The following is a 25,480-nucleotide window of genomic DNA, read 5'->3' on the forward strand; positions in this document are numbered from 1 at the left end:
AACCGGTGCGGTCAGGCGCGCTTGCCAGAGGTGGCGAAGATCACGAACCGGGATGCGATAAAGGTGGTCATCACGCCAAGGGTCATAAGGACTGTCACGAACCCGCTGCGCCCGGCCCCACAACCGAACGGATCGCCGAACGTCGTGACCAGGGGGCCAAAACAGTAGAGGCCGAAGAAGACATAGACTGCCGGAACGATGTAGCGCATGCGCCAGGCCATCGGATCCAGGGCGCGATCAATCCTGTTCTGGCTGGTCCGGAGGGCATTCGCCAGAACGATGAGCCCGCCTGACCACAGCAGGGTGAGGATCAGATGATGCGCCGCCAGCCCCGTTGCCGGATCGCCCCGGCAAGCCTGGGCAAAGTGCGAGCCCTTGATAGGCCACGCGGGCGCCAGCGCACCAATGAGCCAGTCAAGGCCGGCATGACCGATGAGCAGGGGAGCCAGCGCCAGGACCAATGCGATCGCGAGACCAATCAGATAGCGCTGCATCGTGTCCTTCGACGCGCTCGCAGGCGTGACATCCACGGCCTTGAACAAGATGGTGCGGGTGGTCGGGCTCGAACCGACACTCCTTTCGGAACCGGATTTTGAGTCCGGCGCGTCTACCAATTCCACCACACCCGCGTGAGGTCCGGCGGATTTAGCGGATCATTCCGTTCGATGCCACGCCTATTGAGGCCGGTCGGGCAATCATATCCTCTCCGGGGGTCACCTCGAACTCGATGGCGAGGAGCTGGAGAAAATCAGGTCCCGCTCAGTTGACCTTGTATCGAACGACGAAGTTCAGCGTACGACCGGCGATATCGGGGGTTGCGCCGTCAGCCGCGCGGACCCGGCCCGTGCGCTGGGCAGCAAGGACGGCGGAGCGGCCGAAACCGCTCCCCACCGGAAACTCGCTCTCGGCAGTGCAATTAATCAGGCGGCCACCGGCGTCCGCTTCGCAGCGAATGGCCGCAAGGCCGAATGCGGGCGTCCCGCCCGGAAAGCTCACGTCCGGGCGGCGAAGCCACGCCAGGCCCTGGGTTTCGATATCCTCTGGCACCACCTCGATCACCGGCAGGTCGGCGATGCCCGTGCCGCACGCCGCGAGTACACGCGCAACGGACGCTTCGGACCGGGGAAGGTCCACCACATAGCGACGCCATTGGTCGCCGTCCGGCACCCGGATCGACAGGGGGCCGCCGCGGCTGAGGGCGGCGGCCGAGGATCGTGGCCATACAGAAAAAAGCGTCCCGCTGCCCTCCTCGGACACCCAGGGCTCCTCGAGCTCCGGCCGGTCCCTGAGCCGTACCCACAGGGTCCGCTCGCCGCTGCCTTCAGGCAGGCCGGACAGGATCAGGCTGAAGTGCCCGTCCATGCATCTGGCGGCAACGCCGAAACTGTCGAAGGTCACGGCCGCAATGGACAGCTGACGGGCAGAGTCCTCGGCATAGTCCCAGTCGTCGGCGTCCTGGGCCAGGGCGGGGGCCGCCACCAGCCAAGCTGTCAGGGCGCCGACGATCGCTTTCATCCCAGAGGCTCCACGGTCTGTTCGATCGTACCGAAGATCGAATGATGCTTTTCGTCCAGCATTTCGATGCGAACAGTGTCGCCGTGCTGGAGGAAGGGGGTCTCGGCCTTGCCGCGCAGAATGGTCTCGACCGTCCGCACCTCGGCGATGCAGGAATAGCCGAGGCCGCCGTCGCTGATCGGCTTGCCCGGGCCGCCGTCGGCGTCACGGTTCGAGACCGTGCCCGAGCCGATGATCGAGCCGGCCACCAGCGACCGGGTCTTGGCCAGGTGCGCGATCAGGGTGCCGAAATCGAAGGTCATGTCATCGCCGGCATCGGCCTGGCCGAAGGGTTTGCCGTTCAGGGTGACGGTCAGGGCGCCCTTCAGCTTGCCGTCCTGCCACCGGTCGCCGAGCGAGTCGGGGGTGACGAACACGGGGGTGAAGGCACTGGCGGGCTTGGACTGGACGAAGCCGAAGCCCTTGCCCAGTTCGGCCGGGATCAGGTTGCGCAGGGAGACGTCATTGACCAGTCCGACCAGCCGGACATAGCCGAGGGCCTCCTCGCGGGACACGCCCTGGGGCACGTCACCGGTCACGACCACCACCTCGGCCTCGAGATCGCAGCCCCAGGCCGGGTCGGCCAGCGGAATGGGGTCGCGGGGGCCGAGGAAGCCGTCGGAGCCGCCCTGGTACATCAGGGGATCGGTCCAGAAGCTCTCGGGCATTTCGGCGCCGCGTGCCTGCCGCACGAGGGCGACGTGGTTCACATAGGCCGAGCCGTCAGCCCACTGATAGGCACGTGGCAGGGGAGCGGCGGCCTCCCGCTCGTGGAAGCGGCCGCGCGGCACGGCCTCGTGCTCCAGACTTTCGGCCAGGGCACGCAGGCGCGGTTCGCACCGCTCCCAGTCATCCAGTGCGGCCTGCAGGGTCGGGGCGATCAGGAAGGCGTCGGTGAACCAGTTCAGGTCTTCCGACACCACGACGAGGCGGCCGTCACGGCCATGTTTCAGCGATGCGAGTTTCATGAGCCACGATTAGGCGGTTTGCGACGCGAGGAAAACCTCAGTCTGCCGACAGCTCGCTGTGGGCGGCGCGCATCTCGCCGATCCGGGCGTCCTTGTCCCGCCACCAGTCGTTCAGGTCCGCGATGGCGGCGCGGATGGCATGGTCCCGCTCGCGGGGCGACAGCGCGCCTCCCCGAGCATGAGGGGTGTGGCCGCCCCCGCCGTGACCGGTCCCGCTTCGACGCGCGTCCCGATTGCCGTTGATGACCGTGATCCGGGTGAGAGTGGGCGACGAGGACTCCTCGACGTCGTGGTCATCGTCTGCGTGACCGTCATGGTCATGGTCGCCATGATCCTCATGCGATTCCGGGCAAGCATGGGCATGCAGCACATGGCGGCGCCCATTCAGCGCGCACTCAAGGCTTTCGAGCCCCGGATTGAGGCCTTTTGCGATCGAAAGGGTCGCGCCCAGCCGCTTGTGAATGACGCGCTGGACCTCCTCGGCCTTGCCCACGAGGGAGCCCCCGTCTGCCTTCATCGCCGCTTTGAGCGCATCATCGATGGCTTTCCAGATGCTGTCGGCCGCATCGGGGTCGCGACGGGTCTGGCCGTTGCGGAGCATCCAGCCGAGGAAGAACAGCAGTGCCCCGAGCGCGACCAGCAGCGCGAGGAACAGCGGGTCCAGCCCCAGGAACACGGGCGGATCGACGGGCTCGAAGACCCCTCCCCCCTGAAAGTCGCTCGCATAGACAGCCACGGTCGCCTCCTCAGTCCGGGCCATGATGGCAGGGTCAGCCCGGTTGGCAACGGGAAAGGTTAACGACGGGGATCAGCGATCCGGTTCGACCACCGCCCGGGCCTCGGCGCCGTGGCGGGTGCCGGGCAGACGGACCTCGACCTCGATGGCGATCGCGCCTTCGGGCTGGTGCGCCCAGATGTAGCGACGCTCCACCTCGACCTCCAGCCCGCCGGCCGTCAGACCGCCATAGGTGTCACCCCAAGGCGCGATGCGCTTCATCTCGGCCCAGCTGAGGGCGCAGGCGGCGTCCAGTTCCTCGATGGCCAGGGCGGACAGGTCGTCGGTTCGATGATCGGTCACAGCCAGCGCCTCACGCGTTTACAATAGGCCTCGTAGTCGGCGCCGAAGGTGCGGGCCAGATAGGCCTCTTCCTTGCGGATCACGGCCCAGTCGATAACCACCAGACAGGGCACCAGCATCAGCAGGGCGACCGGCGAATCCATCGCTATCGCCAGCCCGGCATAGGTGATGGCGAACCCGACGTAGATCGGATTGCGGCTGAAGCGATAGGGCCCGTCGGTCGCCAGCGCCGTCGACGGCTTCCACGGCTCGACCGCTGTGCCCAGACGCCGGAACAGGCCCGCCGCCATACCGTCCAGCAACAGGCCGCCAATGATGAGCACCATAGCGACGCCCCGGCGGACCTCGGTCGTCAGGCCAAGGGTCATATCCTCGCCGGCCGGCAGGCCGATCTGCGCGCCATATCGATCCAGCGCCCAGCCGAGGCCCAGGAAGGCGAAATAGATCAGCGGCGGCGGCACGGCCACATTCGGGTGATCACGCTGCGCCATCAGATTCTGGCTCCCACGGGGGCGGTGAAATCAGAGGTCGGGGCGTCGCCGGTGTTGATGACAGCCGACGGCTCGAAGATCATGACCTCGGCTTCCTCGTCGGCGGCCGTCCGGTGCTCCACGCCACGCGGCACCACGATGAACTGGCCGGGATCAAGGGTGACACTGCGGTCCCGGAACTCGACCCGGAACCGGCCCTTCCAGACCAGGAACATTTCCTCCGCCTCGGCATGGCTGTGCCAGGGGAAGGTGCCCAAGACCTTCACCAGCCGCACATCCTGACCGTTCAGCTGCGCGGCGATGCGCGGCCGCCAGTGGTCGTCGAAGGCGGCGAATTTGTCGGCGAGGTCGATGGCCTGCATCCGTCAGTCGTCCTCGTCGGCATAGATGGCGACCAGACGGTTACCGCCCTCGGCCACACGGCCCCGGTACATGCCCGAGGTATTCATCTCGAACCACGCCTGACCCCGGGCGGTCATGACGATCACCCCGCCCTCACCGCCCATGTCGCCGACCTCGCCGATTTCCTCGCTGGCCGCCACATGGACAGGCTGTCGGGGGCCGGGGCATGCCATGTCCGACGGACAGGCATCTTCCACGGCCATGGCCCGGTTCTCCTCGGATTCGGGATAGCTGACTTCCCACGCATACCGGGCGCAGATGTCCCGGGCCACGGTCGCGCGGATGAAGTACTCGCCCGAGCCGGTGGCGGATACGGCGCAGCCCTCGACGTTCGAGGCATAGGTGCCCGCGCCGATCACCGGCACATCGCCCACCCGGCCCCAGCGCTTGCCCGACATGCCGCCGGTCGAGGTGCCGGCCGCCAGCCGCCCCTCCCGATCCAGCGCAACCACGCCGACAGTGCCGAATTTTCGCTCGTCCAGCGGCGGGGCGATTGCGGCCATGGCAACCTCCGCAGGCGCACCTGCAGGGCGGGCCGGCACAGGCAGGCCCTCTCGCTCAAGCTGGCGGACCAGGCCGCGCCATCGGCGCTCGGTGAAGAAGAAGGCCGGGTCGACCTCCTCCAGCCCCTGATCGCGGGCGAAGGTCTCGGCGCCCTGGCCGATGAGGAAGACGTGGGGCGAGTTTTCCATCACTGCCCGCGCGGCGCTGATCGGATGGCGGGTGCGGGTCAGGCCGGCGACGGCCCCGGCGTTCCGCGTCGTGCCGTCCATGATGGCCGCGTCATGCTCGATCCGTCCGTCGGCGGTGAAGACCGCGCCCCGCCCGGCATTGAACAGAGGGTCGTCCTCCAGCACCTGGATGACGGCCTCGACCGCGTCCAGCGCCGAGCCGCCGTTGTCGAGCACCTCCGCTCCGATCTGAAGTGCGCCGTCCAGCGCCGCGCGATAGGCGGCGTCCTGCTCAGGGCTCAGGCTGCCGCGCTCGATCACGCCGGCGCCGCCATGGATAGCCAGCGACCACGCCGGCTGCTCCTGAGCGAGGACCGGCGAGGCCATGGCCAGCATGAGGGCTGCGACGCCCGCGATCACACCTGTCTTCATCCCGACGCCTCCCGATGCTGCATCATCGTTCGTGATGAGCGCGCTTCCACAGCTGATAGCCGACCACCGGTACCAGCCCCATCAGGGTGGCGACCAGCACCAGCGGCCAGAAGCCGAGGTGCGGCGCGGCCAGCCCCGCCGTCACCCCCGCCGCGACCGGTCCCGTGAACGGGATCCAGGCCGGAGGCTTAGGCATCCACCTTGATCACGCCACGCCGGATCTGATCCAGCTCGATGGAGTCGAACAGCGCCTGGAAATTGCCTTCGCCGAACGCCTGGTTGCCCTTGCGCTGGATGATCTCGAAGAAGATCGGGCCGAAGGTGTCCTGGGTGAAGATCTGCAACAGGATGCCGTCCTCGTCAGAGCCGTCGATGAGGATGCGGTTCTCGCGCATGCGGGCGACGTCCTCGCCGTGACCCGGCAGGCGTTTGTCGATCAGGTCGAAATAGGTCTCGATGGTGTCCTGGAAGGGGATGCCGCGACGCTTCATCTCCTCGACGGTCTCGAAGATATTGTCTGTGGCCAGGGCGATGTGCTGGATGCCTTCGCCGTTGTAGCGCTTCAGGAACTCCTCGATCTGGGAGTTGTCGTCCTGGCTTTCGTTCAGGGGGATGCGGATGGCGCGGTCGGGCGCGATCATCGCCTGGGACAGCAGGCCGGTCGCCTTGCCCTTGATGTTGAAATACTTCTGCTCCTCGAAGGCGAAGACGTCGCCGTAGAAGCCCGACCAGGTGCGCATCTGGCCGCGACGCACATTGTGGGTCAGGTGGTCGAGGCAGAACAGGCCCACCGAATTCTTGCGCTCGGCCTCTTCCCAGCCCTCGATCTCGTCCCAGCCGTCATAGAGCGAGCCCGCCTCACCGTACTGGTCGACCAGATACAGCAGCGAGCCGCCGATCCCCTGCAGCACATAGGCGTAGCCCTTGCCCAGCGCGCCGCCGTCATGGCCTTCGGCCGGCTTCGCGCCGCGCGCCACGGCGCCTTCGTAGGCGGCCTTCGCGTCAATGACGCGGAAGGCCATGCCGTTGGCCGACGGGCCGTGCTCGGTGGCGAATTCGCCCGCCTGCCCCTTCGGGCTGCGATTGACGAGCAGGGTGATGTCGCCCTGCTTCAGCCGGACCACGTCGTTTTCCGGGTTCACATGGGTCTGGGTGAAGCCCATCAGCTCCAGCCGCGCAATCATCGCCTTGGGCTCGGGCCCCGTGAACTCGACGAATTCGAAGCCGTCGACACCCAGCGGGTTCTCGGCATTGATCTGCTGGGCCGTGGGGGTTTGGGTCGCGTCGTCCATGGTCGCGTCTCCTGATCCTGAAGGTTTACGGTGGCACGCACGGCCGCCTTTGGCGCGGAACCTAGTCATCCGGCCCTCATTCGCCAAGCCATGGCGGGCCGACCGGTTCCGCATCGTCCACTCCGGCTGGCGGATTGTCGCGCCGGAAAGGCCGCGGGGTGCGCCCCTTGCCGACGCCTGCTAGAGGCTGGTTCGCAGACAGAACGGAACCGCACGCTTCATGCTTCGCAAGCTTTATGACTGGGTCTTTGTCCAGGCCCGCAGCCGCCATGCCACCAAGGTGATGGCGGTGGTGTCGTTCACCGAAAGCTCCTTCTTCCCCATTCCGCCCGATGTGATGCTGGCCCCCATGGTGCTGGCGCGACCGGACCGGGCCTATTTCTACGCGACGGTCTGCACCATCGCCTCGGTGCTCGGGGCGCTGCTGGGCTATGCGATCGGCTATTTCCTCGAGCCGGTCGGCATGTGGGTGCTGACGGTGCTGGGCAAGGCCGACACCTTCGAGGCCTCGCGCGCCCTTTTTCAGGAGCACGGCGCCTGGGTGATCCTGGTGAAGGGGCTGACCCCGATCCCGTTCAAGCTGATCACCATCGCCTCGGGCATCTTCCAGTTCTCGCTGCCGCTGTTCATCGCCCTGTGTACCCTGACCCGGGGGGCGCGCTTTTTCCTCGTCGCCTTCGTGCTCAAGCGCTGGGGCCCGCCCATGCTGGCCGCCATCGAAAAGCGGCTGGCGACCTTCACCGTCATCGGCATTCTGGCGGTGGTCGCGGTGGTCGTTGCGGTCAAGCTGCTCTGAGGCACATCGACGGGGCGCAAAAGGCCCGCTAAGAGTTTCGGCATGAGCCTTTATCGCGTCGTGACACGCTGGTGGACCCTGTTTGCGCTGGCCGCATCGCTCAGCCTGCTGGCGGCGGCCCATGCCTTTGAGCGGTTCGCCGGGCTGTCGCCGTGCAATCTCTGCCTCAAGCAGCGTGAGGTGTATTGGCTGGCCGTGGCTATCGCCCTGACCGCCAGCCTGTGGACCCTGATCAGCCGGGCCAGCCGGGGCACTCCGCGCGTCGCGGCCTTCCTGCTGTTCATCGTCTTCCTGACCGGCGCGGTCACCGCCGGCTTCCATGCGGGCGGCGAGGCCGGCTGGTGGGAGCTGCCGGCCCTGTGCTCCGGAGGGGGAGGCGGCGAGATCAACATCGAGCGCATGGCCGCCCTTGCGCTGGGCACGGCCGAGGCCCCGCCCGTTGTCGCCTGCGACGCCGTGACATGGCGCTTCCTGGGCCTGTCCATGGCAGCCTGGAACACCCTGATCGCGGCAGGGCTGGCCGTCATGAGCCTGCTGGCCGCCAAACGTCCGAAGGATGCCCGTGCGCCCCGAGGCTGACCCCGAGACCGATCCCCTCAACGATCCGGCCATCACCGGACGCAAGGGCACCCGGACCGTCCCCCTGCCCCGCCCTGGCGCCGGCATGACCCGGGCGCGGAAGGCCGAAATGCTGCGCGTCGATCACGCCGGCGAATATGCCGCCGTGCAGATCTATCAGGCCCAGCGCGCGGTCTTTGAAGGCCGCAAGGGCAAGGCGACGATCAGCGAGGACCTGACAGAGATGGAGGGCCATGAGGCCGTCCACCTGTCGCGGTTCGAGGCCCTGCTGACCGAGAACCGGGTCGCCCCGACCGCTGCCCTGCCCCTGTGGCACCTGGCCGCCCGGGCGCTGGGCGCCGGCACGGCCCTGCTGGGCGAAAAGGCCGCCCATGCCTGCACCGAAGCCGTCGAGTCGGTGATCGAGCAGCACTATGCCGACCAGATCGCCGAACTGGCCGATCGCGACCCCGAACTGGCCCGAGAGCTGGCGCAGTTCCGGGCCGAGGAAATGGCCCACCACGACCACGCCGTCGAACACGGCAGCCGCGACGCGCCCGGCTATCGGCTGCTGTCCTCGGTGATCAAGGCCGGCTGCCGCGCCGCCATCAAGGTCAGCGAGCGGATCTAGGCTGCCCGCTTCATGCGACGGCGGGCGGCGCGTTCGGTCTTTGGCTTGACGTCAAACAGTTCGGCCAGTTTCTCGATCATGGCGCCGGCCAGCTGGTCGACGTCGGTGATCATCAGGGCGCGGCGGTAGAAGCGGGTCACGTCGTGGCCGATGCCGATGGCCAGCAGCTCGACATCGGACTTGTCCTCGATCATGCCGATCACCTGGCGGAGGTGCCGTTCCAGATAGTGGACAGGATTGGCGGTCTGGGTGGTGTCGTCGACGGGGGCGCCGTCCGAGATGACCATCAGGATGCGCCGCGCCTCGGTGCGGGCCAGCATGCGGTCGTGGGCCCACATCAGGGCCTCGCCGTCGATGTTTTCCTTGAGCAGGCCCTCGCGCATCATCAGACCGAGGTTGCGCTTGGACCGGCGCCAGGGCGCGTCGGCGGTCTTGTAGATGATGTGGCGCAGCTCGTTCAGGCGACCGGGGTTGGCCGGGCGGCCGGCGCTGATCCAGGCCTCGCGCGGCTGGCCGCCCTTCCAGGCGCGGGTGGTGAAGCCGAGGATCTCGACCTTGACGCCACAACGTTCCAGCGTGCGGGCCAGGATGTCGGCGCAGACCGCAGCCACCATGATCGGCCGGCCGCGCATCGAGCCGGAGTTGTCGATCAACAGGGTCACCACCGTGTCGCGGAAGGGGCTTTCGCTCTCGGCCTTGAACGAAAGGGGCGCGGTTGGATCGGTGATGACGCGGGTCAGGCGGGCGGTGTCGAGCACCCCCTCCTCCAGATCGAACATCCAGCTGCGGTTCTGCTGGGCCAGCAGGCGGCGTTGCAGCTTGTTGGCCAGCCGGGCGACGACGCTGGACAACTGGGTCAGCTGCTGGTCCAGCAGGGCGCGCAGGCGATCCAGTTCGGTCGGGTCGCACAGTTCCTCGGCGCCGATCACCTCGTCATAGGCGGTGGTGAAGACGCGATAGGCCGAGGGGTCATTGCCACCGTCGGCCTCGGTGCGGCCGGGGCGCATACCCTCTTCGGTATCGGAAGCCTGATCCGACTCCTGTCCGTCGGCCTCGGCGGGGGCGCCGTCCGGGCGGCTCTCGCGTTCGCCGTCCGAGCCGGAATCCTCGCTGCGGCCCTCGGGGGAGTTGTCCTCGCTGTCGCCGGTATCGGGATCGTCGCTGTCGTCCTCGGACTCGGAGGGGGACTCGTCGGCGGCCTCGTCCTCGCCCTCGCTGTCGTCGGCCTCGTCGGACTGGCCATCGCCGGGATCGAGATCCAGCGCCTTGAGCACCGCCTGCATCTCGCGGCCAAAGGCGGCCTGGTCGTCGACGGCGGCCGCCAGACGGTCGAGCGCCGGACCGGCGCGGGTCATCAGATCCTCGCGCACCAGATCGAGGGCCGAAGCGGCCGCCGGCGGCAGGGGGCGCTCCCCGAGACGCTCGGCGAGCAGCAGGCCGACGCCCTGATCCAGCGGCACCTGATCGGCGCTGGTGGCGCGAGTGAGGCCGGTACGCTCCAGCCGCGTGACAAGGGCGGCGTCCAGATTGGCCCGCACACCCGCCATGGCGCGGGCGCCCAGGGCCTCAACGCGGGCCTGTTCGGCGGCCTCGAACACCTCGGCGGCGCGGGTATCGACGGGCGCCACGGTGCGGTGGACGTCGGCGTCGTGATTGGCCAGCCGCAGGGCGAGCCGGTCGGCCTGTCCGCGCAGGGCGGCGCTCTCCGGGCCGGAGGGGTCGCGCGGCGGATGCGGCAGGGTCAGGACGCCGTTCGACAGACGCGGCCCGTCCGAGGCGAAGACGACCTCGAGCTCGTCCTGCTCGGCCAGCGCCCGCGCCGCATGGGCCAGGGCGCGCTTGAAGGTCTCTGTCGGGGTATCCGGCGGCATGATCCTGACCTAGCCCCGACCGCGCGCGGGGGAAAGGGGTGCGGGCATGGGAAAGCGCCTCTCGCCCGGTGGGCAGAGGTTGGAGGGCAGGCGGAGCGCCGGGCCTTCGCCCGGAGTGATTAGAGTTTACCGTTTCGACGAAGACCGACGCTCCGCGCGGTGGTTTTCCGGAAGCTTGCGTCGGGTGGCGGTGTTATCGCCTTACCGCAGCGCCTCCGACGGGCGGGCTGAACCTGCGTTCAGTCCCGGAACGGCCGAGTATCCCCCTCGACCCTTGCCCCGATCCCGCACCCGGAGGCGGAGATCGAGGGTGCATGAAGGTGGGCCTATCGCTCGGCTCGCGGAGCCTCGCTGCTTGAGGCCCGAAAACTGTGCGACGGTTTCCTCCAACCCCGCTCCATCGCTCCCGCCGCTCACAAGGTCGCAGGCCTTACGAGCCCTCCGTGCGACGGGACCCGGAGAGGTTTGCACAGGCCCGGGGTGAGGCGGGGAAGTCGGGTCGGGAAAGGGTGGGGATGTTGAAAGGGCCGGGAATTTTTGGCGCTGGTTTCATATCTGCGCGCTTCAAACCATCGTCATCCTCCGACTTGATCGGAGGATCGGTCCATCCAGACCGTCTCCCGTCGCGGGCGGCACCGATCCTCGGGTCAAGCCCGAGGATGACGGGTTTTCTGTCTCCTCCCTGACGAAGTCGGGGAGGTGGCGCGGCGGCGAAGCCGACGGGACGGAGGGGTTCTTGAGGGTTGGGGTTCGGTGAAGAGCCCCTCCACCCTGCTTCGCCAAGGCTTCGCGGGGTCCCCCTCCCCATCAGATGGGGAGGAGACTGCTAGCCCTTCCTGGCCTTGAGGGCTTCCTGATGGGCGCGGATGCCCTGGGCGATCAGTTCGGCGGCCTCGCCGGCGTCGCCCCAGCGCTTGACGGCGGTTTCCTTGTTCTTCTCCAGGTCCTTGTAGCGGGTGAAGAAGTGCTGGATCTGGTCGATCATGATGGCCGGCAGCTGACGGTAGCTGGCGACGTCGGTGTAATAGGGGTGGAGCGCATCGACCGGCACGGCGAGGATCTTTTCGTCCATGCCCTTTTCGTCTTCCATGATCAGCACGCCGATCGGGCGCGAGCGGATGACGCAGCCCGGCACCACCGGGGTCGGGTTCAGCACCAGCACATCACAGGGGTCGCCGTCGGCCGACAGGGTGTGGGGCACAAAGCCGTAGTTGGCCGGATAGTACATCGCCGTGTGCAGGAAGCGGTCGACGAACAGGGCGCCCGAGGCCTTGTCCATTTCATATTTGACCGGCAGGCCCCCTTGCGGGATTTCGATGATGACGTTCAGGTCCCACGGAGGGTTGGGGCCGACGGGGATGGCATCGATGTTCATGATGTCTATTGTGCACTTGCGAAACGGGGAGGCGGGCGTGATAGGCAAACCCGGGCCCGGTAGCAAGCGTTCCGCGCGGTATCGGGCGCGAAGCCACGGAGGCGACGGTGCAGGGAGCTGACGGCATGACCCCCTTCGACTGGGCGGCGCTGGTCCTGTTTGCCGTGTGCTGGCTGGGCTATGAGCCCGCCCTGAGGCTGCTGTCGCGGCGGTTCGGCACCCTGAACCAGGACATGCAGCTGGTGCGGCATATCTGGATGTCGGCCATGGTCCGCCGCGAGATCCGGCTGGTCGACAGCCAGCTGATGGGCCATTCGATCAATACGGCCTCGTTCTTTGCCTCGACCAATCTGCTGCTGATCGCGGCGGTGGCCGGCATATTGTTCGGGGGAGAGGCAGCCCTGCGGGGCTTTGCCGCCGTGGGGGCCGAGGCCGTGCCCCTGCCGCTGCTGGAAGGCAAGCTGGCGCTGATCCTGATCTGTCTGGTGCGCGGCCTGCTGGATTTCATCTGGTCGATCCGGCAGCTGAACTACACGCTCGCGGTGATCGGGGCGGCGCCGGAAACCGACTCTCCCGAACGCGACATGCTGGGCCGGGCCGCCGGCGACCTGCTGAACCCGGCGCTGGCCTCGTTCAGCCAGGGGGTGCGGGCCTATTATTTCGCCCTGGCGGCCGCGGCCTGGTTGATGGGGCCGATGTGGCTGGCCCTTGGTGTGGTGGCGTCCTTCAGCCTGCTGATCTGGCGTCAGGAGGGTTCGCCCGCCGCCCGCGCCATTCGCCGGGTCCGCGCCGCACTGGAATCCGATTCCGGAAACCCCGCCCCGCCCCCGCAGTGAGTGAGCAGATGCGGCCGTTAATGGGACAGATTTTTGCGCTTAACCGGTTACATCGGGGAAAATGACCGTTCAGACGTTACATTTCGTGACGGGTGGTGAAAAATCGCCGCTTGACGGATTGTGCACCGCAACCTAACTTGACTGTGACGCCTTCGGGCGTCTTGCCCTTCCTGGGCGTTTCCTCCCTATAGACTTTCATGCCGCGCCCCCGGGCGCGGCATTTTTTCTGTCCGAAGGATCAGGAGACGAGACCGGGTGCCTCGCGCACCAGGCTGTCGATCAGCCGCTCCACCAATCCCTGACAGCGCGACCAGCCCGGGCCGGGCTCGATGCGGGCCTCGTCCAGATAGAGGGCGCGCGAAATCTCGATCTGCAGGGCATGGAAGCCCTCGGCCGGGCGGCCCCAGGTCTGGGTCGTCCAGCCGCCTGCATAGGGGTGGTTGAGGGCCACGCGCAGGCCCTCGCCGCCCAGCAGCGCCGCCACCCGCCGCGTAAGCGCCGTCGCACAGGCCGAACCATGCCGGTCGCCCAGCACCATCTGGGGGCCCACGGGCGAGGGCCGCCGGGCAGGACGGTTGAGGCCGGGCCCGGGCATGGAGTGCCAGTCGATCAGGATCGCCATCCCATGGGCGGCATGCGCCGCCTGCATCAGGCGCGCGAGCTCGGCATGATAGGGCGCGTGGCCGGCCGCGAGGCGCGCCTCGACCTCGGCGCGGCCGAGGGGGCGGTCATAGAGGGGGCGGCCGTCCCCGGTCAGGCGCGGTACAACGCCATAGCCCGCGACGGCACGGGGCCCGCCGGCGGCCTCCGGCGGAAGGTCGGCGATCAGCGCCGGGTCGAGGTCGGCGGGATCCCGGTTGAGGTCCAGCCAGGCCCGGCCATGGGTGGCCAGCAGCAGGGGCACGCCGCGGGCGGGGGCGCTCTCGATCAGCCGGTCGACCAGGGCGTCCTCGGCACTGCGGATCGAGGCCCCGGACAGGGCCGGATCGAAACCGGCCGAGGCAGGATAGTGGCGGCCCGAGTGGGGCGAGGCGAACACCAGCGGGCTGATCGCCCGGCCCGCCGCCGGGATCACCCGGAACGGGGGCTCGGTGCCCTGCTCACCCTCGCCTGCCGTCATACGCCCTCCCCCGGCCCGGCCGTGATTCCCTGTGGACACGGATCATTGATTTTCATGGCCGGTTTACGCTTGTCGCCTTAACCTTTTCCCGGGTTTAGTGAAACGGTCGTCCGGGTGGACGGCGTCGGGGACATTCGATGGCACGCATTCTTCTGGCGGAAGACGACAGCTCGCTCCGGGGCTTCCTGACGCGGGCGCTGCAACGCGCGGGCCATGAGGTTGTCGACTGCGAGAACGGCGATGACGCCATCGACGCCCTGGACCAGGGCCCGTGGGACCTGCTGCTGACCGACATCGTCATGCCGGGCGCCGACGGGATCGAGGTGGCCCGCGTGGCCGCCGCCCGCCAGCCGGGCCTGCGCATCATGTTCATCACCGGCTTTGCCGCCGTGGCCCTGACCGCCGCCCAGAGCACCCCCCAGGCCAAGGTGCTGTCGAAGCCCGTGCACCTGCGCGACCTGGTCGGCGAGGTCGAGAAAATGATCGCCGCTTAACGCTTGCAGTTTCAAGGCGAGCCGGGTTATACCGCGCGCCTTCCCGCCCCGGGGATGCCCCAGGGCCGTCACGGCGGACGCGTAGCTCAGCGGGAGAGCACTACGTTGACATCGTAGGGGTCACAGGTTCAATCCCTGTCGCGTCCACCATTCTCCCTCCCGAACAAATCACCGCTTTCGCGCCCCCCCCTTGCGGGCCGAGGTCGGTTTGCAGGCAGCAAAAGGCCGGCCCGGGTGAGCGGGCCGGCCTTGTCGTTTCAGGGCGTCAGATCAGGTCGGGTCGCCCTGGTCTTCGGGACCGGGCACCGACTCGCCGGCGTCGCCCTCGTCGAACAGGCGGAACTCGTGCCAGAGGCCGTTCAGCACGCCGAAGCCGACGGCGAGGCCGAGGCCGAGGATCCAGGTAAAATACCACATGGTTCAGGCCTTTCGGGTCAGTAGAGGTCGGGGTTGGTGGACAGGGCGGCGGTCGTCGAGCGGCCCCACAGCACCCGGTAGACCCAGGCGGTATAGAGCAGCACCAGCGGCAGGAAGACGATCGTCACCAGCAGCATGATGAACAGCGTCAGATGGCTGGAGGAGGCGTTCCAGACGGTCAGGCTGGAGGACGGATCGATCGAGCTGGGCAGGATGAAGGGGAACATCGACAGGCCGACCGTGGAGATGATCCCGACCGCGCCCAGCGAGGAGCCGAGGAAGCCCAGCGGCTCGGACCGGCGCCACAGGCCCAGCAGGGCCGCCGCCGTGCCGAGGAATCCGAGCGCCGGGGCGATCATCATCCAGGGATAGCGGGCATAGTTGTCCATCCAGGCGCCGCCGGCCGCCTCGACCGTGGTGCGCAGCGGGTTGGAGAAGCCGTTGGGATCGACCGTGCCGACGATGCGGAAGCCGAGGTCGCCGAAGGCCACCCACAGGCCACCCACCGCGAAGAGCACCAGACCCAACAGGCCCGCGACCGTGCCGATGGCGAAGGCGCGCTTCTGCACCGGGCCGCGCTCGGCCTTGAGGCCCAGCCAGGTGGCGCCGTGCAGGACCAGCATGGTCACCGACAACAGGCCGCACAGCAGGCTGAAGGGGGTGAACAGGCCCAGCAGGGTGCCGTCATAGAAGGCCCGCAGCTCGCTGTTGAGACGGAAGGGGGCACCGATCAGGACGTTGCCGACGGCCACGCCGAACACCAGGGCCGGAACGAAGCCACCGACGAACAGCGCCCAGTCCCACATCGACCGCCAGCCGGCCGAGGGCCGCTTGGAGCGGTATTTAAAGGCCACGGGCCTGAGTATCAGGGCCGACAGGACCAGGAACATGGCCAGGTAGAAGCCCGAGAAGCTGACGGCATAGACGAAGGGCCAGGCGGCGAAGATGGCGCCGCCGCCGAGGATGAACCAGACCTGGTTACCTTCCCAGGTGGCGCCGACGGTGTTGATCACCATGCGGCGTTCCTTGTCCGTCTTTGCGACGAACGGCAGGAGGGCACCCACGCCGAGGTCGAAGCCGTCCGTGAGGGTGAAGGCGATCAGCAGCACCCCCAGCAGGCCCCACCAGATGACGCGGAGGGTAGCGAAGTCGAGAGGCAGTTCCATGATGGATCTCCGGGTCAGACAGGATGTCAGGCAGTGGCGGGTTCGGTTTCACCGGCAGGGGCGCCGGGCTCGGACGCGAGGTCCGGGCTGGAGAAGGGCCCCTTGCTGATGGTGCGCAGGATCAGGCCCACCTCGACCACGGCCAGGGCGCCGTACAGGACGGTGAAGCCGATGATGGTGCCCCACAGCTGCGGGACGGTCAGGCTGGAGGCGCCAAGGAAGGTCGGCAGGACGCCTTCCACTGCCCAGGGCTGACGGCCCACCTCGGCCACGATCCAGCCCAGCTCGGCCGCGATCCACGGCAGGGGGATGGCCAGCACGGCCAGCCGCAGGAACCAGCGGGTGTCGTGCTTGCGCAGGGTGCACAGGATGAAGGCCGTCGCGAACAGGCCGATCATCAGGAAGCCGATCCCCGCCATGAAGCGGAAGGTCCAGAACATGACCGGGACGTTGGGCACGGTCGCCCAGGCGGCGTCGCGGATCTGCTCGGGCGTGGCGTCACGCGGATCCTCGACGAAGCGGCGCAGCATCAGGCCATAGCCGAGGTCGTTGCGATGGGCCTCGAAGGCGCCGCGGGCTGCGGGGTCCTCGGGATTGGCCTTGATGCGTTCGAGCGCGTCATAGGCCTGGACCCCGGATTCGATGCGGGTCTCGGCGACGGCGACCAGCGGCAGGATGCCCTCGACCTGACCGGTCAGGCTGCGGGTCGAGATCAGGCCCAGGACGTAGGGAATCTTGATCTCATAGTGGGTCTTGTGGTCGGTCATATTGGGCAGGCCGACGGCAGTCAGGCCGGCGGGGGCCGGTTCGGTCTCCCACATGGCCTCAATGGCGGCGAGCTTCATTTTCTGGTTGTCGGTCAGGGCGTAACCGCTCTCGTCACCCAGCACGACGACAGACAGGGAGGACGCCAGACCGAAGGCGGCGGCGACCGTCATGGAGCGCTTGGCGAAGCCGATGTGACGGCCCTTCAGCAGATACCAGGCCGAGACGCCCAGCACGAAGACTGAGGCGATCACATAGCCGGCGGAGACGGTGTGCACGAACTTGGCCTGGGCCACCGGGTTGAACAGCACGGCCATGAAGTCGGTGACTTCCATCCGCATGGTGTCGGGATTGAAGTCGGCACCGACCGGGTTCTGCATCCAGCCGTTGGCGATCAGGATCCACAGGGCCGACAGATTGGTGCCGAGCGCCACGAGGAAGGTCACGAACAGGTGGGCGTGCGGCTTGAGCTTGTCCCAGCCAAAGAACATCAGCCCGACGAAGGTGGCCTCGAGGAAGAAGGCCATCAGGCCCTCGATCGCCAGGGGCGCCCCGAAGATGTCGCCGACGTAGTGGCTGTAATAGCTCCAGTTCATGCCGAACTGGAATTCCATGGTCAGGCCGGTGGCGACGCCGAGCACGAAGTTGATGCCGAACAGGGTGCCCCAGAAGCGGGTGATGGTCCGCCAGATGGGCCGGCGGGTCATCACATAGATCGACTCCATGATGACCAGCATGAAGCTGAGCCCCAGCGTCAGGGGCACAAACAGGAAGTGGTAAAGCGCCGTCAGTGCGAACTGAAGGCGGGATAGATCAACGACCGCCAGATCGATCATGGAACCAAGCACTCCCTATAGCTGTCATGGCCGGAATGGCCGGGTGCGGGATGGCCGTAGGACAGTGACCCGAGTCGCGCCTTGATCTGGATCAAGGGCCGGACGGGCCGGAATTCTGTATAGAGCGCGCGTGACCTCCTCGGCCCCCTCCCCCACCCACCTGCGACACTGGCTGCGCGACACCGCGCGGCCGGAAAGACGGGCACTGGGGATGGCCGCGCTGATGACAACGGCGGATGTGCTGCCGGCGGTCGGCTTTGCAGCAGGACTGGCCCTGACGCTGACGGCCTGGCCCGACCGGACAAGCTCGATCCTCATGGGGATCGTCATCATGCTGGCGGCGCTGGCGGTGCGGGGGCTGTTGTCGCAACGGGCCCTGACAACGGCCGCGGGCGCCGCCGCCCGGATCAAGGGCGCCGTGCGGCGCGGCGTGGTCACGGACCTGTTCTCCGGGCGCCGGTCGTCGGAAACCGGATTGATCGCCGCTGTCGAGGGGGTGGAGCGGCTGGACGGCCATTATGCGCGGTTTGAGCCCGCCCGCATGGCAGCGGTCATGGGGCCGATCGTGGTGCTGGCGGCCATTGCGCTGGCCAGTCCGGTCTCGGCCCTGATCCTGACCGCGACCCTGATCCCGTTCGCATTCGGCATGTGGCTGGCCGGAACCGCGGCGGCGGCGGAGAGCCGCACCCAGTTCGCGGCGCTGGAGCGCCTGTCCGGCCTGTTCCTCGATCGCATCCGGGCCCTGCCGGCGGTGGCGGCCTTCGAGGCCACGGGGACGGTGGTCGGTGACGTCCAGCGCGCCTCGGACGGGCTGGCAGCGCGGACCGGCAAGGTGCTGCGCATCGCCTTTCTGTCGTCGGGAATTCTGGAGTTCTTCTCGGCCCTGTCGGTGGCCCTGGTCGCCGTCTATTGCGGGTTTCAGCTGCTGGGCCTGATGCCGGTGCCGATCCCCGAGCCGCTGGATCTGGGGCGGGCGGTCTTCGCCCTGGTGCTGGCACCCGAAGTCTATGCGCCGCTGCGCCGGATGGCCGCCGCCTATCACGACCGGCAGGCCGCCGAGGCCGTGGTGCCGACACTGGAGCGAACGCCTGTGCCGCCGGCCCTGCCCACGCCGCGGCTGGCCCGCAGCCCCGCCCTGAAGTTCCACAAGGTCAGCATCGCCTATGACGGGGCGCCGCCGGTGATCCCGGACTTTGACCTTGAGGTGCGGCCCGGACAGGTGATCGCCCTGACCGGGGCCAGCGGGACCGGCAAGAGCAGCCTGCTGCATCTGTTCCTCGGCCTGTCGCCGCTGACCGGGGGCGAGGTCGAGGTCGACGGCCACCGCCTGTCGCACACGGGCGACTGGTGCGGACAGGTCGGCTGGATGGGTCAGGCGACGGTCGTGGTGCCGGGTACGCTCGCGGAGAACATCGCCCTGTCGCAGCCCGAGGCCCCGCGCGAGCTGATCGCGGCCATGGCTGAACAGGCAGGCCTGTCGCTGGACCTCGACCGGCCCATCGACGGGCGCGGCGGCGGTCTGTCGGGCGGCGAGCGACGGCGGCTGGCGCTGGCGCGGGCCATGTTGAAGCAGGCGCCGCTGTTGCTGCTGGACGAGCCGACCGCCCATCTGGACGCGGCGGCCGAGGAAGCCCTGATCCCGGCGCTGGCCGCGGCGACGCGCGGGCGGACCTGCCTGATCGCCACCCATTCGCGGGCGGTCATGGCGCTGGCCGACCGCGTGGTGGCGCTGTGAGGCCCGCCGTGCCCCCTCTGGAAGCCCTGATCCGGGCCGAGCTGCGACACCAACGGCCGCGTCTGGTGATCGCCACGGTGGCGGCCATCGGGGTGACGTGCGGTTCAGCCCTGCTGCTGGGGCTGTCCGGCTGGTTCATCACGGCCTCGGCGCTGGCGGGTCTGGCCGGACCGGCGGTGGCGCATGCCTTCAACTATATGCTGCCCAGTGCCTTCATCCGGCTGCTGGCCATTGTGCGGACGGGCTCGCGCTACGTCGAGCGGGTCGCGGGACATGAGGCGGCCTTGCAGGGCCTGGGGCGGCTGCGGCCCCGCCTTTATGCGCGACTGGCCGAGGGCGGGCACGCCACGCGGGCGCTGGCGGTGGGCGAAGCCTCGTCGCGGCTGATCGAGGATGTCGATGCCATCCAGACCCGCTTCATCCGCGTGGCGGCGCCCTGGGCGCTGGGCGCTGGGCTGGCGGTTTCGGCCGGCATGGCGGCCTTGGCCCACTGGACGTCGGCCGTCGCCCTGCTGGTCGGGGCCGGGGCACTGGTGCTGGGCAGTCGCTGGATCGCGGAGCGGTGGGTGCGGCCCGCCGCCGCCCTGCGACAGGAGGCCCAGGGGCAGCTGAAGGCGCGCCTGACCGATCTGGAAGCCGCCGTGCCGGAAGTCCGCGCCTGGTCCCTCGAAGGCTGGGCGACGGAGGAGGTGGCAAAGGTCGCCGATCAGGCGGACGCCGCCGGGCGGGTACTGGCCGAGCGGTCGGGTCATCTGATGAGCTGGGCAGGCGCCGTCACCGGGCTGAGCCTGGCCGCCGCCACGGGCCTGCCGCTGTGGCTGGCGCCCGCCACACCGCCCGCGCCACTGATCGCGCTGGCGGCGCTGGCGACGGCCGCCGGCATGGAAGCGGCGCTGGGGCTGGTGACGGCGCTCCGCGACGCAGGCGCGGCGCGCGCCGCCGCCGCACGGCTGGAGCCCCTGATGGGGGCAGACCCGGATCGGGCGGTGCAGAGGCCGGAAGGCGATTCGCTGCAGTTCTCGCCTGCCGGGCCGACGTTCGTCGGAGGCTCAAGGGTGCGGATCGCCGGGCCCTCGGGCGCGGGCAAGACCACCCTGATCGAGCAGATGATGGGGCTGCGCCCGGTCGAGCCGGGACAGATGTCGGCCGGAGGGCTGGACCCCGCCCTGCCCGACGTCGATGTGCGGCGCCTGTTCGCCTATGCGGCGCAGGATGTGTCCCTGCTGAACGGGACGGTGGCGCAGAACCTGCGACTGGCCGACCCGAAGGCGCCCGAGGCCCTGTTGTGGGAGGCGCTGGAGGATGCCGCACTGGCCGAGCGCATCGCCGGCGCGTCGAAGGGTCTGGATACACCGATCGGGCCGGGCGGCGCCTTCCTGTCCGGCGGCGAGCGGCGGCGGCTCAGTCTGGCGCGCGCCTATCTGAGGGGGTCGCCCTGGCTGGTGCTGGATGAACCTACCGAGGGGCTGGATGCGCGTACCGAGCAGCAGGTCCTGCACCGGCTGAAGGCGCGGCTGGACCGCACGGCGCAGGGGCTGGTGATGATCAGCCACCGGCCCGCAGGGGTGGCCCTGTGCGAGGCCGTGATCGAGGTCGACGGCGTGACGGAAGCGGGGGGCTCAGCCCTCGCCGTCGGCGAGCAGGGCCAGCCGGTCGGGCCGCAGGATGCTGAGGTCGGACACTGACTCCAGCCGGATCAGGCCGGACGCCTTGAAGCGGCCCAGCACCCGGCTGACCGTCTCGATGGTCAGGCCCAGATAGTCGGCGATCTCGGTGCGGCTCATGGGCAGGCGCAGACGCCCCTCGGCGTGGGGCCGCATGGGATCGCGGTCCGACAGGGCCAGCAGGAAGGAGGCCAGCTTTTCCTCGGCCGTCTTGCGTCCCAGCAGCAGGATCTGGGAGCGGGCCTCGGCCAGTTCGTGGCTGGCGCGCTCCAGCAGGGCAGCCTCCAGCGCCGGGCTCTGGCGCACGAGGGCGCGATAGTCGGCCATGGCGAAGCGGCAGGCGGTGACCGGCTCGATCGCCTCGACCGAGCCGGTGTGGGTGGCGCCCGCGGCCAGACCGACGAAGTCGCCCGCAAACAGGAAACCCGTGATCTGGCGCCGCCCGTCGGCCATCAACGTCTGGACCCGCGCCGAGCCGGCGGTGATGTTGAACATATGCTCCGCGCGATCGCCCTGGTTGACCAGGGCCTGTCCCGGCGCGAACTGGACCTGTTCGGCCAGGGCCGACAAACGCGCGAGATCCTCCCCCTCCAGACTGGCGCAGAGGCTGAAGGCCCGCGCACCACAGGTGCTGCAGTCGCGCGCGAGCGGGCGGCTGGTGCACGTCGGGGGTTTGAGTCGAACCTGAAGCATCAAGGAATCCGGCGGGAGGAACCCTTCTCATAGGGAACCCCGACCGCAGAGACAATTGCGACGCGCCCTCGCCTCGGCCATAGAGACCCCATGTCGCATTCGTCCTTTACGACCCCCACCCCCGCAGACTGGCGCACCCTGGCCGAGGCCGCGCTGAAGGACCGGGGGCTGGAGACCCTGGTGCATCTGGATGCCGACGGGCTGGATATCCGCCCGCTGTATGCCGCCGCGAATGGGCGCGAGGCGGTTCGCGCAGCCAGAGCCACCGACGCCGACGGGCGGGCGTGGGACCTGCGCGTGCTGCTGGAAGGCGATGAGGCCGTCGCCCTGAACGCCCGGGCGCTGGCCCAGCTGGAGGGCGGCGCGGCCTCGCTGATCCTCAAGGGCGCGGTGACGGAAGACTCCGACACCCTCGCACAGGCGCTGGCCGGAGTTCAGCTGGAGCTGGCCGAGGTGGCGCTGGATGCCGGCCTGGACGGCGCCACGGCCGCCGATGCCCTGGCGGTGGCGGCCAAGGGCTCGCCGCGCGCGAAACTGGCCTTCCACATGGACCCGGCCTCGGCCTTTGTCGCCCATGGCGGCGGGGCGCGGCCACTGGCCGACTATCTGGAGCTGGCGGGCAATACGGCGGCGCGCCACGCCGAAGCTTATCCCGATGCGCGTGCCTTCCTGGCCTCGGGCCGGGTGGTGCATGAAGCCGGGGGCACGGCCGCGCAGGAGCTGGGCTTTCTGCTGGCCAGTGCCGTGGCCCTGACGGAGGCCGCGGGTCGCGCGGGCCTGTCGCCCGAGCAGACCTTCCGGCGCATGGTGCTGGGGGTTTCGCTGGACCAGACCTATTTCGACGGCCTGGCCAAGGTGCGGGCGCTGCGCCTGATGTGGCGGACCTTTACCCGGGCCTGGGGCACGGAAGCCGAGGCGGTGATCGAGGCGCGGTCTTCGCGGCGGATGCTGGCGGCGCGCGACGCCTGGCCGAACCTGTTGCGACTGACGGCGGCGGGCTTTGCCGGAGCGGTAGGTGGCGCCGATGTGATCGTGCTGGACGCCTTCAGCCGGGCGGCGGGCCTGCCCGATGCCTTCGCCCTGCGTCAGGCACGCAATACCCAGCTGATCCTGATGGAGGAAGCGCATCTGGGGCGGGTCGACGATCCGGCGGCCGGGTCGTGGTTCCTGGACACTCGCACCCGCGATCTGGCCGAGGCCGGCTGGGCGGCCTTCCAGCAGATCGAGCGCGAAGGCGGGCTGGTGGCCTCGATCGAGGGCGGCGGCATCCAGAGCCGGGTCGCCGAGGCGGCCGAGGCCCTGATGACACGTTATGCCCGGGGCGACGCCCAGTTGATCGGCGTGACCCGATACGTCGACGAGGACCCGCGCCCGGTCGAGGTGTCCCCCCTGCCCGAACCGGACACCGGGACGTCCGAGCATGCGTGTGCCGCCATGGCGCCCTTGCCGCTGGCCGTGCGACTTGAGACCGGGGAGGCCGCCCGATGACCCGCCCTGACTTCACCCGCATCGCGCTGGACGACCATGCACCCGGCGCAGCCGCCGACCGCGCGCCGTGGGAGACGCCGGAAGGGATCTCGATCGCGTCGCGTCATGAGGCCGGAGGACTGGAAGGCCTCGACTTCATCCACGGCCTGCCCGGGATCGCGCCCTATCATCGCGGCCCCTATCCGACGATGTATGCCCAGAACCCGTGGACCATCCGGCAGTACGCGGGGTTCTCGACGGCCGAGGAATCGAACGCCTTCTACCGGCGCAATCTGGCCGCCGGGCAGAAGGGGCTGTCGGTCGCCTTCGATCTGGCGACGCACCGGGGCTATGACTCAGACCATCCGCGCGTGGCCGGCGATGTCGGCATGGCGGGCGTTGCGATCGACTCCATCCTCGACATGCGGACCCTGTTCGACGGCATCCCGCTGGACAAGATGAGCGTGTCGATGACGATGAACGGGGCGGTGCTGCCGATCCTGGCCCTCTATGTCGTCGCCGCCGAAGAACAGGGGGTCGCCCCCGCCCAGCTGACCGGGACCATCCAGAACGACATCCTCAAGGAGTTCATGGTCCGCAACACCTACATCTATCCGCCCGCGCCCTCGATGCGGATCATCTCGGACATCTTCGCCTGGACGGCCGAACATGCGCCGAAGTTCAACTCGATCAGCATCAGCGGCTATCACATGCAGGAGGCCGGAGCCTCGGCCGACCTGGAGCTGGCCTATACGCTCGCGGACGGGATCGAATATCTGCAGGCGGGCGTGGACTCCGGGCTGGACGTCGACCGGTTCGCCCCGCGGCTCAGCTTCTTCTGGGCCGTCGGCATGAACTACTTCATGGAAGTGGCCAAGATGCGGGCCGGGCGCCTGCTGTGGGCCGAGGCTGTGTCGAAATTCGGCGCGACGAATCCCAAGTCGCTGAGCCTGCGCGCCCACTGCCAGACCTCGGGCTGGTCGCTGGCGGCCCAGGATGTGTTCAACAACGTCAGCCGGACCATGGTCGAGGCCATGGCGGCGGCGGGTGGCCAGACCCAGAGCCTGCACACCAATGCGCTGGACGAGGCGCTGGCCCTGCCGACCGACTTCTCGGCCCGGATCGCGCGCAATACCCAGATCCTGTTGCAGCAGGAGACCGGCCTGACCCGCGTGATCGACCCGTGGGGCGGCAGCTATTACGTCGAGCGGCTGACCCACGAACTGGCCGAACGGGCCCGTGCGCACATGGCCGAGATCGAGGGCCTGGGCGGCATGGCCAGGGCCATTGAGGCGGGCATTCCCAAGCTGCGCATCGAGGAGTCAGCGGCCCGCATCCAGGCGCGGATCGATACGGGCCAGCAGACGGTCGTGGGCGTGAACCGCTATCTGTCGGATCAGGTCGACGACATCCCGGTGCTGAAGGTCGACAATGCGGCCGTGCTGGCGGCCCAGATCGAGAAGCTGAAGCGGCTGCGCGCCGAGCGGGACGAGGCGGCGACCGAAGCGGCGCTGGAGGCCCTGACGGCCGGGGCGAAGGGCGACGGCAATCTGCTGGCCCTGTCGATCAATGCGGCCCGGGCCAAGGCCACGGTGGGCGAGATTTCAGATGCGCTGGAGGCCGCCTTCGGCCGCCACGTGGCCTCGGTGAAGACCGTCAGCGGCGTCTATGGCAAGGAAGCCGGCAAGGACGCCAAGGTCAGCCGCGCCCGTGACATGGTGGCGGCGTTCGTCGAGAACGACGGCGGTCCGCCCCGCATCCTGATCGCCAAGCTGGGTCAGGACGGGCACGACCGCGGCCAGAAGGTGGTGGCCACGGCCTATGGCGACCTGGGGCTGGAGGCCACGGCCGGGTCCCTGTTCCAGACGCCCGCCGAAGCCGCGAAAGAAGCCGTCGAGAAGGGGGTTCACGCGGTGGGCGCCAGCTCGCTGGCCGCCGGGCACCTGACGCTGGCACCGCAGCTGATCGCCGAGCTGAAGAAGCTGGGGCGCGAGGACATCATGGTGGTGGTCGGCGGAGTCATTCCGCCCGCAGACGTGCAGCCCCTGCTGGATGCCGGCGTCGCTGCCGTCTATCCGCCCGGGTCGGTGATCGCCGACACGGCCATCGATCTGATCGACAAGCTGAACCAGCGTCTGGGCTATGCCCAGAGGCCGAAGGGCTGAGCC

Annotated in this window: 26 protein-coding genes and 2 tRNA genes; 10 read left to right on the plus strand and 18 right to left on the minus strand. The window is 68.8% G+C overall.

The window, feature by feature from the left end:
* Positions 1-11 precede the first annotated feature (11 nt).
* The 11 genes from J7346_RS00460 to hppD all read right to left on the minus strand — a co-directional run bounded on the left by J7346_RS00460 (position 12) and on the right by hppD (position 6,888).
* Entirely contained in the window at positions 12-494 is a 483-nt protein-coding gene (locus J7346_RS00460; protein ID WP_209116673.1) for a hypothetical protein, read from the minus strand.
* A 50-nt stretch (positions 495-544) separates the two neighbouring features.
* Positions 545-629, minus strand: a tRNA-Leu gene (locus tag J7346_RS00465).
* Between the two features lie 130 nt (positions 630-759).
* Positions 760-1,515 carry a hypothetical protein gene (locus tag J7346_RS00470; protein ID WP_209116675.1) on the minus strand — a complete coding sequence of 252 codons (756 nt, stop codon included), beginning with the start codon at positions 1,513-1,515 and terminating at the stop codon, positions 760-762.
* Positions 1,512-2,522, minus strand: coding sequence for a fumarylacetoacetate hydrolase family protein (locus tag J7346_RS00475; protein ID WP_209116677.1), 1,011 nt, complete (start codon positions 2,520-2,522; stop codon positions 1,512-1,514). Before J7346_RS00475 ends, J7346_RS00470 begins: the two co-directional genes overlap by 4 nt.
* A 37-nt stretch (positions 2,523-2,559) precedes the next feature.
* Positions 2,560-3,282, minus strand: a complete 723-nt coding sequence (locus J7346_RS00480; protein ID WP_209116679.1) for a hypothetical protein — start codon at positions 3,280-3,282, stop codon at positions 2,560-2,562.
* Positions 3,283-3,330: 48 nt separating this feature from the next.
* A complete protein-coding gene (locus tag J7346_RS00485) occupies positions 3,331-3,600 on the minus strand; it encodes a hypothetical protein (RefSeq protein WP_226634850.1) in 270 nt (89 codons plus the stop codon).
* Positions 3,597-4,091, minus strand: a complete 495-nt coding sequence (locus J7346_RS00490; protein WP_209116681.1) for an isoprenylcysteine carboxylmethyltransferase family protein — start codon at positions 4,089-4,091, stop codon at positions 3,597-3,599. The genes J7346_RS00485 and J7346_RS00490 overlap by 4 nt, the downstream gene beginning before the upstream one ends.
* Complete coding sequence (locus tag J7346_RS00495) at positions 4,091-4,453, minus strand: cupin domain-containing protein (protein ID WP_209116683.1); 363 nt, start codon at positions 4,451-4,453, stop codon at positions 4,091-4,093. Before J7346_RS00495 ends, J7346_RS00490 begins: the two co-directional genes overlap by 1 nt.
* A 3-nt stretch (positions 4,454-4,456) precedes the next feature.
* Positions 4,457-5,596: an isoaspartyl peptidase/L-asparaginase gene (locus J7346_RS00500; protein WP_209116684.1), complete on the minus strand. Its 1,140-nt coding sequence runs from the start codon at positions 5,594-5,596 to the stop codon at positions 4,457-4,459.
* 22 nt (positions 5,597-5,618) lie between these two features.
* Complete coding sequence (locus J7346_RS00505; RefSeq protein WP_209116686.1) at positions 5,619-5,792, minus strand: hypothetical protein; 174 nt, start codon at positions 5,790-5,792, stop codon at positions 5,619-5,621.
* Complete coding sequence (gene hppD, locus J7346_RS00510) at positions 5,785-6,888, minus strand: 4-hydroxyphenylpyruvate dioxygenase (RefSeq protein ID WP_209116688.1); 1,104 nt, start codon at positions 6,886-6,888, stop codon at positions 5,785-5,787. The genes J7346_RS00505 and hppD overlap by 8 nt, the downstream gene beginning before the upstream one ends.
* A gap of 220 nt (positions 6,889-7,108) precedes the next feature.
* On the opposite strand from hppD, the gene J7346_RS00515 reads away from it, so the two are divergent.
* The 3 genes from J7346_RS00515 to J7346_RS00525 all read left to right on the plus strand — a co-directional run bounded on the left by J7346_RS00515 (position 7,109) and on the right by J7346_RS00525 (position 8,873).
* Entirely contained in the window at positions 7,109-7,684 is a 576-nt protein-coding gene (locus J7346_RS00515; protein WP_209116690.1) for a YqaA family protein, read from the plus strand.
* A gap of 42 nt (positions 7,685-7,726) precedes the next feature.
* Positions 7,727-8,263, plus strand: a complete 537-nt coding sequence (locus tag J7346_RS00520) for a disulfide bond formation protein B (RefSeq protein ID WP_209116692.1) — start codon at positions 7,727-7,729, stop codon at positions 8,261-8,263.
* Positions 8,264-8,348: 85 nt separating this feature from the next.
* Complete coding sequence (locus J7346_RS00525) at positions 8,349-8,873, plus strand: demethoxyubiquinone hydroxylase family protein (RefSeq protein WP_245157561.1); 525 nt, start codon at positions 8,349-8,351, stop codon at positions 8,871-8,873.
* Here J7346_RS00525 and cobT read toward each other — a convergent pair.
* Positions 8,870-10,744, minus strand: a complete 1,875-nt coding sequence (cobT, locus tag J7346_RS00530; protein WP_209116696.1) for a cobaltochelatase subunit CobT — start codon at positions 10,742-10,744, stop codon at positions 8,870-8,872. The two genes, J7346_RS00525 and cobT, sit on opposite strands and share 4 nt — an antisense overlap.
* A gap of 826 nt (positions 10,745-11,570) precedes the next feature.
* Entirely contained in the window at positions 11,571-12,119 is a 549-nt protein-coding gene (gene ppa / locus J7346_RS00535) for an inorganic diphosphatase (protein ID WP_209116698.1), read from the minus strand.
* Between the two features lie 125 nt (positions 12,120-12,244).
* On the opposite strand from ppa, the gene J7346_RS00540 reads away from it, so the two are divergent.
* Positions 12,245-12,955, plus strand: coding sequence for a DUF599 family protein (locus J7346_RS00540; RefSeq protein WP_209116700.1), 711 nt, complete (start codon positions 12,245-12,247; stop codon positions 12,953-12,955).
* Positions 12,956-13,193: 238 nt separating this feature from the next.
* On the opposite strand, the gene J7346_RS00545 is transcribed toward J7346_RS00540, so the two are convergent.
* A complete protein-coding gene (locus tag J7346_RS00545; RefSeq protein WP_209116702.1) occupies positions 13,194-14,075 on the minus strand; it encodes an N-formylglutamate amidohydrolase in 882 nt (293 codons plus the stop codon).
* Positions 14,076-14,212: 137 nt separating this feature from the next.
* Here J7346_RS00545 and J7346_RS00550 point away from each other — a divergent pair, with 137 nt between their 5' ends.
* Complete coding sequence (locus J7346_RS00550) at positions 14,213-14,569, plus strand: response regulator (protein WP_209116704.1); 357 nt, start codon at positions 14,213-14,215, stop codon at positions 14,567-14,569.
* A gap of 75 nt (positions 14,570-14,644) precedes the next feature.
* Positions 14,645-14,719, plus strand: a tRNA-Val gene (locus tag J7346_RS00555).
* Positions 14,720-14,839: 120 nt separating this feature from the next.
* Here J7346_RS00555 and cydX read toward each other — a convergent pair.
* From cydX to J7346_RS00570, 3 genes are read right to left on the minus strand one after another with little or no spacing between them, the layout of a single operon-like run.
* Positions 14,840-14,986, minus strand: coding sequence for a cytochrome bd-I oxidase subunit CydX (gene cydX, locus J7346_RS00560; RefSeq protein ID WP_209116706.1), 147 nt, complete (start codon positions 14,984-14,986; stop codon positions 14,840-14,842).
* A 17-nt stretch (positions 14,987-15,003) separates the two neighbouring features.
* Positions 15,004-16,152 (minus strand): cytochrome d ubiquinol oxidase subunit II, encoded by a 1,149-nt coding sequence (gene cydB, locus J7346_RS00565; protein WP_209116708.1) that lies wholly within the window; start codon positions 16,150-16,152, stop codon positions 15,004-15,006.
* 26 nt (positions 16,153-16,178) lie between these two features.
* Positions 16,179-17,750, minus strand: a complete 1,572-nt coding sequence (locus tag J7346_RS00570; RefSeq protein WP_209117309.1) for a cytochrome ubiquinol oxidase subunit I — start codon at positions 17,748-17,750, stop codon at positions 16,179-16,181.
* Positions 17,751-17,883: 133 nt separating this feature from the next.
* On the opposite strand from J7346_RS00570, the gene cydD reads away from it, so the two are divergent.
* Complete coding sequence (gene cydD, locus J7346_RS00575) at positions 17,884-19,488, plus strand: thiol reductant ABC exporter subunit CydD (protein ID WP_348521428.1); 1,605 nt, start codon at positions 17,884-17,886, stop codon at positions 19,486-19,488.
* An 8-nt stretch (positions 19,489-19,496) separates the two neighbouring features.
* A complete protein-coding gene (locus J7346_RS15095) occupies positions 19,497-21,173 on the plus strand; it encodes an ATP-binding cassette domain-containing protein (RefSeq protein ID WP_348521429.1) in 1,677 nt (558 codons plus the stop codon).
* On the opposite strand, the gene J7346_RS00585 is transcribed toward J7346_RS15095, so the two are convergent.
* Complete coding sequence (locus tag J7346_RS00585) at positions 21,108-21,845, minus strand: Crp/Fnr family transcriptional regulator (RefSeq protein WP_209116714.1); 738 nt, start codon at positions 21,843-21,845, stop codon at positions 21,108-21,110. The two genes, J7346_RS15095 and J7346_RS00585, sit on opposite strands and share 66 nt — an antisense overlap.
* Before the next feature lie 90 nt (positions 21,846-21,935).
* Here J7346_RS00585 and J7346_RS00590 point away from each other — a divergent pair, with 90 nt between their 5' ends.
* Both J7346_RS00590 and scpA read left to right on the plus strand, forming a co-directional pair.
* Positions 21,936-23,333 carry a methylmalonyl-CoA mutase family protein gene (locus J7346_RS00590; protein WP_209116716.1) on the plus strand — a complete coding sequence of 466 codons (1,398 nt, stop codon included), beginning with the start codon at positions 21,936-21,938 and terminating at the stop codon, positions 23,331-23,333.
* Positions 23,330-25,477: a methylmalonyl-CoA mutase gene (gene scpA / locus J7346_RS00595; RefSeq protein WP_209116718.1), complete on the plus strand. Its 2,148-nt coding sequence runs from the start codon at positions 23,330-23,332 to the stop codon at positions 25,475-25,477. Before J7346_RS00590 ends, scpA begins: the two co-directional genes overlap by 4 nt.
* Positions 25,478-25,480 lie beyond the last annotated feature (3 nt).

The sequence above is a fragment of the Brevundimonas sp. A19_0 genome (assembly GCF_017744255.1).
GTDB lineage: Bacteria > Pseudomonadota > Alphaproteobacteria > Caulobacterales > Caulobacteraceae > Brevundimonas.